This window comes from Vibrio sp. YQ_11 (assembly GCF_043103065.1).
GTDB classification, from domain to species: domain Bacteria; phylum Pseudomonadota; class Gammaproteobacteria; order Enterobacterales; family Vibrionaceae; genus Vibrio; species Vibrio parahaemolyticus.
In genome coordinates, this window is the sequence record NZ_JBICJM010000048.1 from 112465 (window position 1) to 127411 (window position 14947).

Genomic DNA, 14947 nt, shown 5'->3' on the forward strand with positions numbered 1-14947 from the left:
AACTATTATTATTTTTATTCTTCTGTATTCTATTTTTGTATTTATATATTCAATTTGAATTAGTAAATATTATCTATTTTACCTAGCTCTGACCTATTCATATTTCATTAATAAAAAATCGCAAAATGAAATATAAGATTACGCATCGTGCCATTTATAAATTGATAGTGGTCAAACTTATTAGCCATTAAATCTACAAGGATATCGATAGTGGTTTCTTGTCTGGCTTTAGTTGCTCAAGGCCTGATAAGTAAAGCTTGATTAATAGATCTTAGAAATGTCACTTTGACCTCAAAGTGTTTTAGATGTTTTCAATTCATGCCTATTTTGAAAATACGATCTCTATATCTTATTTGTTTCTAATTAGTGTTCTTTCCCCACTTGTTATTAATTAAGCGCCACTCCCAATTTTAAATGCACTTAGGAAAAAACCATGAGTCAAAATGGTAAGTTTAATATTACTCGGCGTGATGCTTTAAAGGGTGGTTCTGCTCTTGGCGCTCTAGCGCTAGCAGGAAACGCGCTTTCTCTCCCGTTTGCAACTAAAGCGGTTGCCAAAGAAACACCAGCAAAACCAAACGAAAAAATTGTCTGGTCGGCATGTACCGTAAACTGTGGTTCTCGTTGTCCGCTTCGTATGCACGTGGTCGACGGTGAAATCAAATGGGTAGAAACCGATAACACGGGTGATGATGTGTACAACCACAATCACCAAGTTCGCGCTTGTTTGCGTGGTCGCTCTATGCGTCGCCGTGTTTACTCGCCAGACCGTTTGAAATACCCACTTCTTCGCGTTGGTAAACGTGGTGAAGGTAAGTTCAAACGCATTACTTGGGACGAAGCCTTTGACCTCATCGGTGACAACCTAAAACGCATCATTAAAGACTATGGTAATGACGCGGTTTACTTAAACTACGGTACGGGTACCTTGGGTGGTACGGTAACTAAGAGCTGGGATCCGAGCGCGACATTGGTTGCACGTATGATGAACCTTTGTGGTGGTTACCTGAATCACTACGGCGACTACTCAGCAGCGAACATCGAATGTATGTCTGAGTACTTCTACGGTAGTTGGGTAGACAACAACTCGATTGACGACGTACAAAACGCCGAACTTTGTCTGATGTTTGGTAACAACCCAGCCGAGACGCGTATGTCGGGCGGTGGTCAAATCCACAACTACGTGGACGCAAAAAATATTAGCCACACACGTACGATCTGTATCGACCCTCGTTACACCGATACTGCCGCTGGCCGTGAAGACCAATGGATTCCTATCAAACACGGTACCGATGCGGCTCTTGTCGCTGCTATCGCCCATGTATTGATCAGTGAAGATAAAGTCGACCAAGACTTCCTTGACCGCTACTGTGTGGGTTACGACCGTAAAACTCTGCCAGCGTCAGCGCCAGAAAATGGCAGCTACAAAGATTACATCATGGGCACAGGTCCGGATGGTATCGAGAAAACGCCAGAGTGGGCACAACCAATCACAGGTATTCCTGCTGATGTGATCTTGAAACTTGCGCGCGACATCGGCGATGCAAAACGTATTTACATTACCCAAGGTTGGGGTCTACAACGCTCTGCAAACGGTGAGCAAGCATGTAAAGCGATCATGATGCTGTCTCTGCTTCGTGGTCAGGTTGGTCTACAAGGTGGTGGTACTGGTGCTCGTGAGGGTAACCACTCTTACCCATTCCAACGCTTCCCGAAAGTGCCAAATCCAATCAGCGCTTCTATCCCAATGTTCCTTTGGACAGACGCGATTTTCCGCGGCACTGAGATGACCGATCTTACTGATGGCATCAAAGGTGTAGAGAAGCTGCAAAACAACATCAAGTTTATCTGGAACTATGCAGGTAACTGTCTGATTAACCAGCACTCAGACATCAACCGCACACACGACATTCTTCAAGATGAAAAAGCGTGTGAAATGATTGTAGTGATCGACAACCACATGACGTCTTCTGCGAAGTATGCCGATATTGTACTGCCAGACTGTACAACGTCCGAGCAATCAGATTTCTGTATGGATGGTGCGGCAGCGTCAATGCCTTACTTCATCTTTGCAAGCCAAGCGATTCAACCTCGTTTCGAATGTAAGCCAATCTACGACATCATGTCTGGCGTGGCGAAGCGTATGGGCGTGTTTGATGAGTTTACTGAAGGTCGCACTCAAGAAGAGTGGCTGCAATGGATGTACGCTCAGACCGTCAAACAAAACAACGATCCAAACCTGCCGTCTTACGATGAGATGAGAAAACAGGGCATCTACAAGAAGCAATTCGACCGTCCACACGTGGCGTTTGAGGACTTCCGTCGTGACCCAGAGGCGAATCCGTTGCCTTCTCCGTCAGGTAAGATTGAGATCTACTCAGAGACCCTCGCGAAGATCAACGAAGAATGGGAACTGGATGAAGATGAATCCATCACACCATTGCCAGAATATGTTTCGACATTCAACGGCTGGGATTCGCCAGATCGTAAAGAGTTCCCACTTCAGCTAACGGGCTTCCACTACAAATCACGCGCGCACTCTACGTACGGCAACGTGGACATCCTAAAAGCAGCAGCACCACAAGAGCTTTGGATCAACCCAGTCGATGCGGATTCTCGCAACATTGATAACGGCGATTTGGTGAGCGTTCGTAGCAAGTTTGGTGAAATGAACGTTCGCGTAAAAGTGACCCCACGCATCATGCCGCATGTGGTTGGCTTAGGTGAGGGCGCATGGTACGCACCAAACGCAAAAGGTGTTGACCAAGCGGGCTCAATCAACGTGCTAACAACACAACGTCCAAGCCCTTTGGCAAAATCAAACCCGAGCCATACCAACCTCGTTGAAGTGACGCTAATTAAGAAAATGGGGGCTAAATAATGAGCACAGCGAAGCAGTATGGCTTTTACATTGATTCAAGCAAATGTACTGGCTGCAAAACATGTCAGCTCTCTTGTAAAGACAACAAAGATCTGGGTATCGACCGTAACTTCCGTCGTGTTTACGAATATGTAGGCGGCAACTGGACAGAAGAAAACGGCGCGTTCCGTCAAAATGTGTTCGCGTACTACCTATCGATCTCTTGTAACCACTGTACTAACCCAGCGTGTACCAAGGTTTGTCCATCTGGTGCAATGCACAAGCGTGAAGAAGACGGCTTTGTCGTTGTCGATGAAAGCGTGTGTATCGGCTGTAAATCTTGTCACATGGCATGCCCATACGGTGCACCTCAATACAGCGAAGAAAAAGGTCACATGACTAAGTGTGATGGCTGTTACGAACGTGTCGCAGAAGGCTTAATGCCAGTGTGTGTTGATAGCTGTCCATTACGTGCGATTGAGTTTGGTCCAATTGATGAGCTGCGTGCGAAATACGGTTCAAACGCGGATGTGGCACCACTGCCAGATTCTCGCATTACGAGTCCGAACCTGATCGTGAAGCTAAATCCAAATGGTCGCCCAACCAATGACCGCACTGGTTTCCTACAGAATCCAAGAGAGGTGAAATAATGTTATACGAAGCACCATTAGTTGCCTTTACGGTTCTTGCTCAAACAGCGGTTGGCGCGCACCTAACGGTTAATGCGTTCGAGAAATTCGGTAAGCCACCACGCGTGACAGAACCTCGTATGAACATCGCACGTTTCGCAATTTTGGTTGTGATGGGGTTGGGTTTCTTGTTCTCAACCACTCACTTAGGTAGCCCACTCCGTGCATTCAACGCATTAAACCGTGTTGGTAGTGCGGCGCTATCTAATGAGATCTTAACGGGTGCAAGCTTTCTGTCTCTAGCGGGTTTGTACTGGTTGCTAACGATTCTAAAAATCGGCAGCGAAGGCGTTCGCAAAATCGTGAACTGGTTGTCTATCGCGGTTGGCGTGATTTTCATGTTCGCGATGGCAAATGTTTACCAAATCGAAACGGTTCCAGCATGGTACTCACCAATGACAACGGTTGCGTTTTGGTTCACGGTCGTGACTTCGGGCCTGATGTTTGGTTACACGCTGATCAACGTATTGGACGTGACGGCTGAGAAAACTAACCGTCGCCTAATGTGGGCAGGTGTGAGTTTGATTGCTCTGAACCTAGCATTCACAGTGATGCAAACCATTCACTTCGCAGGTATCTCAACCGCGATTCACAGTGGCTTAGATCAAATCACCATGCTATCTGGCTATGTTGCCGGTCATGTGCTGTTGCTTGTGGTTGCGGCGGGTCTTTGGGTATTCGCTGAGTTGTTTACCGCAGAAGGTCGTCAGAAGAACTTGCTGGTTATCGTGGCATTCGTTGCCTTGTTCGTTGCAGAGATTCTGGGTCGCAATGTGTTCTACGGCATGCACTTTACATCTGGTTTGTACTAATAACCGTGATTTGTGCTGATAACCATTAACAGAGGGGGGCGAGTGTTCGTCCCACCTCTATTCCGTTTCATTTAATCGAAGAATAAAAACACCAGTCATCAAAGGTACTTCATGCAAATTTCTCAACTTGAACCACAAGATACCAGCATCGTTCTTAAGCTGTTTGGTGCACTGTTTTACTACCAGCCTAAAGATTACCCAGCGGCAAATCTCAATAGGTTGCTGAGCAATACAGATACACCAATCGAAGCGCTTAATGACATGTTACGCAGCTTCCAAAACGAGAGCGAAGAGGCACTGCAAATGGAGCACGATCGTATGTTTGCCGGTATTGGTGAGATGCCAGCGCCACCTTGGGGATCGGCTTATCTAGATAAAGAGGCGGTGTTGTTTGGTGAATCAACCATTGAATATCGTTACTTTTTGCAGCGTTGTGGTTTTTCTTTGGAATCTGACCAACGTGAACCAGAAGATCAAATCGGCTTGATGCTGATGGTGTTAGGCATGTTGATTGAAACTGAACAGCAAAAACTGGCGGCTGAAATGCTGCGCGAACACTTGATGACATGGTTTGGCTTTTTCAACAAGCGCTTCAAAAAAGCGGTGACTCTCACGTCTTACTCAAAACTGTCGAACCTTACTGAAGAATTACTTCAATCCCTGAGTGAACAATACCAAGTCGTTGTGCCTGCAAAGAGAGATTACTCGGATGCGCCAGTCTGAATCGGTTGATCTAAGCAAGCGGCGTTTTCTTTCGTTCTGTCGTGCGCCAGTTGAACAAGCTCAAGAGCGTCGTGTTAAAGCGAGACCTCCGTATGCGGTAGAAGAATCAATGTTCACGCGTCTGTGTGATGGATGCGGAGAGTGTGCCTCTGCATGTCCAAGCCAAATCATTGAAATGGTCGATGGCGTGGCCGCGTTAGACATCAGCTACTCAGCATGTGATTTATGCGGTGAGTGTAAGTCGGCGTGTCCTACATTGGCGCTTTCAAACCAAACAGAGTCTACAGGCTTGATTGCAACTATCTCGAACAGCTGCGAAAACTTATACGGTTATTGCGGCAGTTGCGAGGACAGTTGCCCTTACGATGCATTGCAATGGCAAGACGATGCCAAACCCAAAATTGATGCTGCCAAATGCAAAGGTTGTGGGCAATGTGCGCAAAGCTGTTACACCAGCATGATCAGCTTTGACTTAAAACGATAAAAAAGGGATTGGCGTACACCAATCCCTTTTTATTTGTATTCTTTTTGTCGTTGAAGTTATGCCATTGTGGCAAGTTGGCTTTGTGCTTCTGAAATGCCTTTCGATGCCGCATCGTCACCCATGTTTAACGCCTCTGCGTAAACAAATTCCACATCAGTGATTCCTACAAAACCCAGTACAGTGCGTAGGTATGGCGTCACGTTGTCGGTTGGTGAATCTTTATGGATACCACCGCGCGTGGTTACTACGATCGCTTTCTTACCTTCAATCAAACCTTGAACGCCGTTTTCTGTGTATTTGAATGTCACGCCTGCACGAGCAATCAAATCAATCCAGTTTTTAAGCTGAGTCGGAATGGTGAAGTTGTACATTGGTGCAGCGATAACCAAAGTGTCTGCGGCCTTTACTTCTTCAATCAAGGTATCAGACAAGTCGACAACCGCTTGTTGTTCTTGTGAAAGATCTTCCGTTGTGCGAAGTGCAGTGGCAACGGCGAAGTCCAAAACTGGCAGTGGGTTTGCAGCCAAATCACGAACGGTCAGTTTGTCTTGGTCTACATTTTTGATGAAGTCTTCAACCAATTTGTTTGATTGAGAGTAATCGCCAAGGATGCTTGATTTTAGAGCTAGTACACGAGACATAATGGTTATTCCTTAAATAAGTGCTTTCGACTATGGGAGCCATTATAAGTAAGGTAAGTGAGTTCAAAAGCCTAGCAATTCGCTTAACATGTTCGAAAAAATTGAATGAGCTTTCGGTTATCTTGTTGCAGACCTTGTGTGATACAATCCGCGCAGTTTTTGTAATGAAAAGAATAGGAAACGCTTTGACTTCGTCACAGCCCCCAAAAAAGACTCCCGCTGAAGAGCAAGCGACACCGTCAAATGGTGCGCAAAAGGCGACAGCGAAACAAGCTCAAACACCTCAGGCTCAAGTGAATAGCGCGGCATCTCTGCGTAAAGCACTGAATCAGTGCATGATGCGTGACCGTTTTCGTTTGAGTAAAAGAATCTCTGGTGCAAGCAAAATTAAGAAGGACGCAGCGCGTAACGCTGTGTTTGATGAAATCGCATTAGACATTGCTAAATCGATGATGGTTGCGGAACAACGCAGCAACTACAAGCCAACGATTGAATACCCTGAAATCCTGCCAGTCAGCCAAAAGCGCGACGACATTGCGAAAGCGATCGAAGAAAACCAAGTGGTTATCGTTGCGGGTGAAACCGGTTCAGGTAAAACCACTCAGCTACCAAAAATCTGTGCTGAGCTTGGTCGCGGTAAGTTTGGTCTGATTGGCCACACTCAGCCTCGTCGTCTTGCGGCGCGTTCGGTTGCGAACCGTATTGCCGAAGAGATGGAAACCAAACTGGGTGAGTTTGTTGGTTACAAGGTTCGATTCAACGATCAGATCTCTGAAAACACCCAAATCAAATTGATGACGGACGGTATCTTGCTGGCTGAAATTCAGCATGACCGTTTCTTAAATCAATACGACACCATCATTATCGATGAAGCGCACGAGCGCAGCCTTAACATCGATTTCATCTTGGGTTACTTGAAAGAGTTGCTGCCACGTCGTCCTGATTTGAAAGTGATCATCACGTCGGCAACCATCGACCCAGAGCGTTTTTCAAAACACTTCAACAACGCACCAATTATTGAAGTGTCAGGTCGTACTTACCCAGTAGAAACGCGTTACCGCCCACTAAGTGGTGATGACGACAACGATCGTGACCAGCTTGAAGGTATTTTCGAAGCGGTAGACGAACTGTGTGATGAAGGTTTAGGTGACATCCTGATCTTCATGAACGGCGAGCGTGAAATCCGTGATACCGCTGATGCACTGTCTAAACGTAACCTGAAGAGCACGGAAATTGTGCCGCTTTACGCGCGCTTGTCGGCGGGTGAACAGAACAAAATCTTCCAACCGCATGCTGGTCGTCGAATTGTACTGGCAACCAACGTAGCAGAAACCTCGTTGACGGTTCCGGGCATCAAATACGTGATCGATCCGGGTACGGCGCGTATTAGCCGTTACAGTTACCGTACTAAAGTACAGCGCCTTCCAATTGAGCCAATTTCTCAGGCGAGCGCGAACCAACGTAAAGGTCGTTGTGGTCGTGTGGAAGAGGGTATCTGTATCCGTCTGTACTCAGAGGAAGATTTTGAGTCACGTCCGGAGTTTACTGATCCTGAGATCCTGCGTACTAACCTAGCATCGGTTATCTTGCAGATGACGGCACTTGGCTTGGGCGACATTCAAGCGTTTCCATTTGTGGAAGCGCCGGATAAACGCAACATCCAAGACGGTGTTCGCTTGTTGGAAGAGCTTGGTGCGATTAACGCCGAAGCGAAGGACGCGAAAAAACGCTTAACCAGCATTGGTCGCCAATTGGCTCGCTTGCCTATCGACCCGCGTCTCGCACGTATGGTTTTGGAAGCGCCAAAATATGGTGCTCTAAAAGAAGTGATGATCATCGCAGCGGCATTGTCGATTCAAGATCCGCGTGAGCGCCCTTCAGACAAACAACAATCGTCAGATGATAAACATCGTCGTTTCTTCCATGAAGAGTCGGACTTCCTGACATTTGTGAACTTGTGGGATTACATCCAGAAGCAGCAGAAAGCGTTGACGGGCAACCAATTCCGCAAACAATGTAAGCAAGATTACTTGAACTACTTGCGCGTACGTGAGTGGCAAGATGTGTACTTCCAGATTCACCAGTCGATGCGTGAAATGGAATTCAAACTTAACGATGAGCCTGCGTCTTACCATGGCGTACACAGTGCGATTCTGGTTGGTTTGTTGTCGCACATTGGTATGAAAGACCAAGAGAAGAATGAATACCAAGGCGCGCGTAACGCTCGTTTTCATATCTTCCCGGCATCGGGGCTGTTCAAGAAGCAACCTAAGTGGATCATGTCGGCTGAGCTGGTGGAAACCTCGAAACTTTGGGGTCGTATCATCGCCAAGATTCAACCGGAGTGGATCGAGCCATTAGCCAAGCACCTTATCAAGCGCAGTTACAGCGAACCGCATTGGTCGAAGAAACGCGCGGCGGTGATGGCGCATGAAAAAGTCATGCTTTACGGCGTACCAATCGTACCGAAACGTTTGGTGAACTACGGCAGTATCGATCCTACCGTTAGCCGCGAAATCTTTATTCGTAGTGCATTGGTTGAAGGTGAGTGGGAAACCAAACACGCGTTCTTCAAGCAAAACCGTAAGCTTTTGCAAGAAGTGGAAGAGCTTGAACACAAATCTCGTCGTCGTGACATCTTGGTGGATGATGATGAGCTGTTTGATTTCTATGACCAACGCGTTGGTACCGAAGTGGTGTCTGGTAAGCATTTCGATACATGGTGGAAAAAGGCATCGAAAGAAAATCCGGAACTGCTGAACTTTGAAAAAGAGATGCTGTTCAAGGGTGATGCTAGTCATGTCACCGATTTGGATTACCCGAACTTCTGGCATCAGAATGGTTTGAAGCTCAAGTTGAGTTACCAGTTTGAACCGGGTGATGATAGTGACGGTGTAACCGTACACTTGCCATTGCCGATTTTAAACCAAGTCGAACCAGCAGGTTTTGACTGGCAGATCCCGGGTTTACGCCATGAGCTTGTGGTGAGCTTGATTAAGTCTCTGCCGAAGACAATTCGTAAGAACTTTGTGCCTGCACCGAACTATGCGGATGCGTTTTTAGCACGCGTAACACCAATGGAAGCGCCGCTGCTGGACTCGCTAGAAAAAGAACTGCGTCGTATGACTGGCGTAGAAGTGCTGCGTGAAGATTGGAACTTAGAACAAGTGCCTGAACACTTGAAAGTCACGTTCCGCGCGGTTGATCATCGAAATCGCAAGCTGAAGGAAAATAAAGATCTTCATGAACTAAAAGAAAGCTTGAAAGACAAAGTTCAAGAAACGCTTTCCAAAGTCGCGGATGACGATATCGAACAACAAGGTCTGCATACGTGGAGCTTTGGCGAACTGCCGAAAGTGTATCAACAAAAACGTGGCGGCTACGATGTAAAAGCGTATCCGGCGCTTGTTGATACTAAAGACAGCGTTGAGATCAAACTCTACGAAACCGAATTTGAGCAGATCACCGCAATGCGCGCTGGTCAGCGCCGCTTAATTTTGTTGAACGTACCGTCGCCAATTAAATATTTGCACGCAAACTTGCCGAACAAATCGAAGCTGGGTCTGTACTTTAACCCTTACGGCAAAGTGCTTGATCTGATTGATGACTGTATTGCCTGTGGTGTCGATAAGCTTATTGAAGAGCAGGGCGGTTTGGTTTGGGAGTCTGAGAAGTTTGAAGCGTTGAAAGAACACGTTCGCGCTGAACTGGGTGATACCGTGGTAGAAATTGCCAAACAGGTAGAAACCATTCTGACGACGGCTTTCAACATCAACAAAAAGCTGAAAGGCAAGATTGATTTCACCATGGCGTTTGCGTTGTCGGACATCAAAGCGCAAATCGAAAGCTTGATTTTTAAAGGCTTTGCAACGGAATGTGGCTGGAAACGTTTGCCTGATATTCTTCGCTACATGCGTGCAATTGAGCGCCGCATGGAGAAATTGCCGATCGATCCGAACAAAGACCGTTTGCACATGCTTAAAGTGGAATCTGTCACCAAGGATTACAAAGAGTTGCTGAATAAGATCCCGAAAGGGATGGTGATTCCAGAAAATGTGAAAGAAATCCGCTGGATGATTGAGGAGCTTCGAGTGAGCTACTTTGCTCAACAATTAGGCACTCCATATCCGGTTTCTGATAAACGAATCAAAAACGCGATTGATGCTTGTTAATCAACAAGTAAAATGGCGCTGTGGTTTGTTGTAAACGATGAAAAAGTTACTGGTACAGTAATTGCTAGTAACTTGTCACGTGTTGTTTTTAGTTCTCGGGAGGCAATGGTTCGCCTCCCTTGTATTTGTAGTACCAACGTCTGATTTGCAAGACGTGGGGAATAATAAAGAGTAAAGGTAGATGATGAAAAAAACTCTATTAGCAGTGGCGCTACTTGGCGCATCTTCTGCGGCAATGGCAGATTCTTGGATTTACGGCGGTGCAACTGTTGGTCAATCTGACTACAAAGGCGAGACAGATACGTCTTACTCTGTGCACGTAGGTACAGGTATTCTACCTATCATCGGTATTGAAGCGGGTGTAACTCAACACGGTGAGTTCAACGTAAACGGCCAAGATACTAAGCTGACTTCTTACTACGCTGCACTTAAGCCAAGCATCGATTTTGGCCCACTGCACGTTTACGCGAAAGGTGGTATCCACCAGTGGGATAAGAAAGTAAAAGGCGGCAAAGACGATGATGATTTCGATCTAATGTACGGTGTAGGCGCTGAGTACTTCATTTTTGGTCCAATGTCTGTTGGTGCTAGCTACATGAACTACACTGCGGGCAAAGACGACATCGGTACGTTCTCTGTTAACGCGACATTGCACTTCCTATAATCATCCGTTCAAGATGATGCAAATTCTGAACACCGGCATTGCGCCGGTGTTTTTTTGTCTATTGATAATCCTAACTGCTCTTAATTCTACTATTCACCTGAATTGATATCACACAAACAAAATCTGAACATAAATTATTCACTTTTTGATCTTAAATTCGCCATGCCTTCCAATATATATTGACGAGTAGGTGCGCATGTATGCGTAATGTTCCGTTCAGGAATCGAACAGGAAGGTATAACTATGAAAACAAAACTCTCGTTATTGGCTTTGGCGTTGTGTTCAACATCAGTGCTTGCTGACTCATGGATTTATGCAGGCGGCCAAATTGGTCAATCAGATATTGATGGCGAAAACGACACAACGTATGGCGTGCATGTCGGAACGGGGATTCTGCCATTAATCGGTATCGAAGTCGGTTATTTCAACCACGGTAAAGTCGACTTGTCTTTCGGTGGCAACAAAGGGGATGCGGATTTCACTTCGTTCTACTTAGCGGCGAAACCAAGCATCGATTTTGGTCCGCTACATGTGTATGCCAAAGGCGGAATTAATGCATTCAATGTCGATTACAATGGCGGATTAAGCTCGGTCAGCAAAGATGATGGCGTGTCTTACATGTATGGCGTCGGCGCAGAATATTTCTTGTTAGACAATATCTCTGTTGGTGCAAGTTACCAATCATTTGGCGTGGATATCAATGGGGACAGCGATAACCTAAGCAGCTTTACGGGCAACGTGACTTTCCATTTCTTGTAAACCGCAAACTTCCCGATCTTCTTTATCCAACTCACTCTTCACAGTTGGTTGAAAAACTCCACCTACCTCAAAATGGTCTCGCACTTATGTGCGAAGCCATTTCTTTTGTTCTGAATACCGTTTGACCTTGTTGATTGAAGGTTTTCCTCTGTGTATTCCTATTTTGAAAAATAGTTAGATGTCGTAGTTTATTTCTGTGAGTTGAAGATGCTTGTTTGGCGTTTATTTGCTGTAAATATGCAATAAAAGTGTCATTTTTGCATAAATCTGTGATTGGTGATAAAATTCGCTTCGTTTTTAAAGTTTAGAGTTCAAATTAATGGAGGGCGGTATTGGAGTTCTTCTCCCCTGAGAAGCGTTTCAAATTACGTTAAATTTGTATTTATGGATAATGCATTTAAAAAATATAGTATCGACACAACAGACTATCAGGTTGGCCAAGACAACGTTCAAAAATGGGGCTTCGATATACACAATCCCGTATTCGGCATCAGTGCTGGTCTCGTTGTTTTCTGTCTTATTTCACTTCTTCTTGTCGAGCCAGTTACCGCTCGCGACGCATTAAACGGGATCAAAAACGGAATTATTGAACAGTTTGATGCATTCTTTATGTGGTCTACCAATTTCTTCTTATTGTTCGCTGTTGCTCTGCTTTTCTCGCCATTAGGTAAGATTCGTTTAGGCGGTAAAGAGGCGACGCCGGATCATTCAACCGTTTCATGGTTATCAATGCTGTTTGCTGCAGGTATGGGTATTGGCCTTCTCTTTTGGAGTGTGGCTGAGCCAACGGCCTATTTCACGGATTGGTGGGGTACACCGCTAAACGCAGAAGCGTATTCAGCCGATGCTAAATCACTCGCGATGGGTGCGACCATGTTTCACTGGGGTGTTCACGGTTGGAGTATTTACGCCCTTGTTGCGTTGGCGCTTGCTTTTTTCGCCTTTAACAAAGGTTTACCGCTTTCATTGCGTGCGGCGTTTTACCCAATTTTTGGTGATCGTGCATGGGGCTGGTTAGGTCACGTTATCGATATCCTTGCTGTACTTTCGACGTTGTTCGGTCTTGCGACTTCTCTTGGTTTGGGTGCTCAGCAGGCAACCAGTGGTATTAACCATGTATTTGGTTTAGACGGCGGCATCGGTACACAAATGGTGGTGATTGCGTTTGTAACCTTTATTGCTGTGCTTTCTGTTGTTCGTGGTATTGACGGTGGTGTCAAACTCCTAAGTAACGTCAATATGATCGTTGCGTTCGCTCTGCTTATTTTTATTACGTTCATTACCTTTGATACTGCGATGGGTTCATTAGTCGACACGACAATGGCATACATCCAAAACATCATTCCGTTGAGTAACCCGCATGGTCGTGAAGACGAAACGTGGATGCACGGTTGGACAGTGTTCTACTGGGCGTGGTGGGTATCTTGGTCTCCGTTTGTGGGTATGTTTATCGCTCGCGTATCGAAAGGCCGTACCGTTCGAGAATTTTTGTTCGCAGTCATCGTGATTCCGACGTTGGTAACATTGGTTTGGATGTCAGTATTTGGTGGTATTGCGCTTGATCAGGTCGTGAACAAAGTTGGTGAATTGGGTGCGAATGGTTTAACGGATATTTCACTGACACTATTTCATGTTTACGATGTATTACCATACAGCTCAGTGATTTCTATTCTGTCGATTGTTTTGATTTTGGTGTTCTTTATCACCTCATCTGACTCCGGTTCATTGGTTATCGACAGTATCACTGCGGGCGGTAAGATTGATGCTCCCGTTCCACAGCGAATCTTTTGGGCGTGTATCGAGGGTTCAATTGCCGCGGTTATGCTTTGGGTTGGCGGTAAAGAAGCCTTACAAGCGCTACAGTCTGGTGTGGTTGCGACCGGCTTGCCATTTACCTTTGTTCTGCTGTTGATGTGCGTGAGTTTGGTGAAAGGTTTACGTACCGAGCTTTCCGCTTACCGCTAATCGATGTTGATAAATTAATACTCAATGCCGAGCATTCATTTGCTCGGCATTTTTATTTCTGCTTTTCTTTTTAAGAAATTCCGTTACAGTTTGGGCTTCTTTTTCATCACTCAACTGCATTATGTCGCTTGCTAAACTTATTCTCATTCGTGGTCTTCCTGGCTCAGGAAAAACAACCTTGGCGAAACAATTGGTAAAAGATTTCGATGCGAAGCATTTCGAAGCCGACATGTATTTTGAGAATGAGAAAGGCGAGTACCACTTCAATCCGTCTTTGCTTCCGCAAGCGCACGAATGGTGTTTTGAACAAACGCGCAAATGGTTGAACAAAGGGAAAATCGTGATTGTGAGTAATACCTTTGTACGACATTGGGAAATGAAGCGGTATTTAGATTACTGCCGAAAGAAATCTATCGAGGTGGAAGTGATGGTGTGCTCGGGCGAATATCAGAGCATTCATAATGTGCCACCAGCGACAATCGAGAAGATGCGTCGCCAGTGGCAAGAGTAATAAAATAGACTCGAAGCATTACTGGCCGCGTCCATCAATCATTACGATAAGCGTTTTGCTCATGATAGAAAGATCCATCGTGATCCACGAGTAGAACGACCCAAGGCTTAGTGCATAGCTGTGGTCAAAACCGACTTTTCTTCTCACGTCTTCAATGCAAGCATCGTAACCTTGGTTTACTTGCGCTAAGCCTGTAATACCTGGCAGTACGCCGTATGTACGCTCTACAAAATATGGAATTTCATCTTCCAGCTTTTGATAAAAGGCAGGTCGCTCAGGGCGAGGGCCAATCATAGACATTTCACCTTTCAATACATTGAATAGCTGCGGTAACTCATCGAGACGAGTCTTACGTAAAAATCGGCCGACCGGGGTAATGCGTGGATCATTTTCGGTTGCCCAAACGGCACCTGAGCGTTGTTCTGCATCGATGTACATCGTGCGAAACTTCATGATTTGAAACAGATCCATCTTCTCTGGTGTGCAGCGACCAACACGCAGTTGACGATAAATCACTGGGCCTTTTGAGCTGACCTTGATGGCAAGAGCAATGAACGGAAACAGTGGTGCGGTTGCTAGCAGAATCAACAGTGCAACCAGTACATCAAACGTTCTTTTCGCGTGGCATACATTTGAGTCGTAACGTGAGTTTTTCATGATGCTTTCC

Annotated in this window: 12 protein-coding genes; 10 read left to right on the forward strand and 2 right to left on the reverse strand. The window is 45.8% G+C overall.

What is annotated here, in order from left to right; translation table 11 throughout:
* The first annotated feature begins 433 nt into the window (after positions 1 to 433).
* The 5 genes from ACF8EG_RS18970 to ACF8EG_RS18990 all read left to right on the forward strand — a co-directional run bounded on the left by ACF8EG_RS18970 (position 434) and on the right by ACF8EG_RS18990 (position 5568).
* A complete protein-coding gene (locus tag ACF8EG_RS18970; protein ID WP_069506940.1) occupies positions 434 to 2881 on the forward strand; it encodes a DmsA/YnfE/YnfF family dimethyl sulfoxide reductase in 2448 nt (815 codons plus the stop codon).
* The gene (locus ACF8EG_RS18975; protein WP_005433785.1) at positions 2881 to 3510 is read left to right on the forward strand and encodes a DMSO/selenate family reductase complex B subunit; all 630 of its coding nucleotides are present in this window, start codon (positions 2881 to 2883) and stop codon (positions 3508 to 3510) included. Before ACF8EG_RS18970 ends, ACF8EG_RS18975 begins: the two co-directional genes overlap by 1 nt.
* Positions 3510 to 4361 (forward strand): DmsC/YnfH family molybdoenzyme membrane anchor subunit, encoded by an 852-nt coding sequence (locus ACF8EG_RS18980; protein ID WP_005483416.1) that lies wholly within the window; start codon positions 3510 to 3512, stop codon positions 4359 to 4361. The genes ACF8EG_RS18975 and ACF8EG_RS18980 overlap by 1 nt, the downstream gene beginning before the upstream one ends.
* Positions 4362 to 4472: 111 nt before the next feature.
* Positions 4473 to 5084 (forward strand): molecular chaperone, encoded by a 612-nt coding sequence (locus ACF8EG_RS18985; RefSeq protein ID WP_069506942.1) that lies wholly within the window; start codon positions 4473 to 4475, stop codon positions 5082 to 5084.
* Positions 5071 to 5568, forward strand: a complete 498-nt coding sequence (locus ACF8EG_RS18990) for a 4Fe-4S binding protein (protein WP_069506944.1) — start codon at positions 5071 to 5073, stop codon at positions 5566 to 5568. The genes ACF8EG_RS18985 and ACF8EG_RS18990 overlap by 14 nt, the downstream gene beginning before the upstream one ends.
* 56 nt (positions 5569 to 5624) lie before the next feature.
* On the opposite strand, the gene ACF8EG_RS18995 is transcribed toward ACF8EG_RS18990, so the two are convergent.
* Positions 5625 to 6209, reverse strand: coding sequence for an FMN-dependent NADH-azoreductase (locus ACF8EG_RS18995; RefSeq protein WP_069506946.1), 585 nt, complete (start codon positions 6207 to 6209; stop codon positions 5625 to 5627).
* 185 nt (positions 6210 to 6394) lie between these two features.
* Between ACF8EG_RS18995 and hrpA the strand changes: the two genes are divergently transcribed.
* The 5 genes from hrpA to ACF8EG_RS19020 all read left to right on the forward strand — a co-directional run bounded on the left by hrpA (position 6395) and on the right by ACF8EG_RS19020 (position 14280).
* Positions 6395 to 10381 carry an ATP-dependent RNA helicase HrpA gene (gene hrpA / locus ACF8EG_RS19000; protein WP_175423252.1) on the forward strand — a complete coding sequence of 1329 codons (3987 nt, stop codon included), beginning with the start codon at positions 6395 to 6397 and terminating at the stop codon, positions 10379 to 10381.
* Positions 10382 to 10565: 184 nt separating this feature from the next.
* Positions 10566 to 11045, forward strand: a complete 480-nt coding sequence (locus tag ACF8EG_RS19005) for an outer membrane beta-barrel protein (protein ID WP_005483427.1) — start codon at positions 10566 to 10568, stop codon at positions 11043 to 11045.
* A 243-nt stretch (positions 11046 to 11288) separates the two neighbouring features.
* A complete protein-coding gene (locus ACF8EG_RS19010) occupies positions 11289 to 11804 on the forward strand; it encodes an outer membrane beta-barrel protein (protein WP_005454858.1) in 516 nt (171 codons plus the stop codon).
* A gap of 384 nt (positions 11805 to 12188) precedes the next feature.
* Positions 12189 to 13769, forward strand: a complete 1581-nt coding sequence (locus ACF8EG_RS19015) for a BCCT family transporter (protein ID WP_021454428.1) — start codon at positions 12189 to 12191, stop codon at positions 13767 to 13769.
* Positions 13770 to 13890: 121 nt separating this feature from the next.
* Entirely contained in the window at positions 13891 to 14280 is a 390-nt protein-coding gene (locus ACF8EG_RS19020; protein ID WP_020840675.1) for an ATP-binding protein, read from the forward strand.
* Between the two features lie 18 nt (positions 14281 to 14298).
* On the opposite strand, the gene ACF8EG_RS19025 is transcribed toward ACF8EG_RS19020, so the two are convergent.
* Positions 14299 to 14937, reverse strand: a complete 639-nt coding sequence (locus tag ACF8EG_RS19025) for a sugar transferase (RefSeq protein ID WP_029822598.1) — start codon at positions 14935 to 14937, stop codon at positions 14299 to 14301.
* Between the last annotated feature and the right edge of the window lie 10 nt (positions 14938 to 14947).

What these genes read in the sequence shown, in the direction of transcription:
- ACF8EG_RS18985 (WP_069506942.1), top strand. Translation starts at nt 4,473, where the DNA reads ATGCAAATTTCTCAACTTGAACCACAAGATACCAGCATCGTTCTTAAG.
- ACF8EG_RS18970 (WP_069506940.1), top strand. Translation starts at nt 434, where the DNA reads ATGAGTCAAAATGGTAAGTTTAATATTACTCGGCGTGATGCTTTAAAG.
- ACF8EG_RS19005 (WP_005483427.1), top strand. Translation starts at nt 10,566, where the DNA reads ATGAAAAAAACTCTATTAGCAGTGGCGCTACTTGGCGCATCTTCTGCG.
- ACF8EG_RS18995 (WP_069506946.1), bottom strand. Translation starts at nt 6,209, where the DNA reads ATGTCTCGTGTACTAGCTCTAAAATCAAGCATCCTTGGCGATTACTCT.
- ACF8EG_RS18990 (WP_069506944.1), top strand. Translation starts at nt 5,071, where the DNA reads ATGCGCCAGTCTGAATCGGTTGATCTAAGCAAGCGGCGTTTTCTTTCG.
- ACF8EG_RS19020 (WP_020840675.1), top strand. Translation starts at nt 13,891, where the DNA reads ATGTCGCTTGCTAAACTTATTCTCATTCGTGGTCTTCCTGGCTCAGGA.
- ACF8EG_RS18975 (WP_005433785.1), top strand. Translation starts at nt 2,881, where the DNA reads ATGAGCACAGCGAAGCAGTATGGCTTTTACATTGATTCAAGCAAATGT.
- ACF8EG_RS19010 (WP_005454858.1), top strand. Translation starts at nt 11,289, where the DNA reads ATGAAAACAAAACTCTCGTTATTGGCTTTGGCGTTGTGTTCAACATCA.
- ACF8EG_RS18980 (WP_005483416.1), top strand. Translation starts at nt 3,510, where the DNA reads ATGTTATACGAAGCACCATTAGTTGCCTTTACGGTTCTTGCTCAAACA.
- ACF8EG_RS19015 (WP_021454428.1), top strand. Translation starts at nt 12,189, where the DNA reads ATGGATAATGCATTTAAAAAATATAGTATCGACACAACAGACTATCAG.
- ACF8EG_RS19025 (WP_029822598.1), bottom strand. Translation starts at nt 14,937, where the DNA reads ATGAAAAACTCACGTTACGACTCAAATGTATGCCACGCGAAAAGAACG.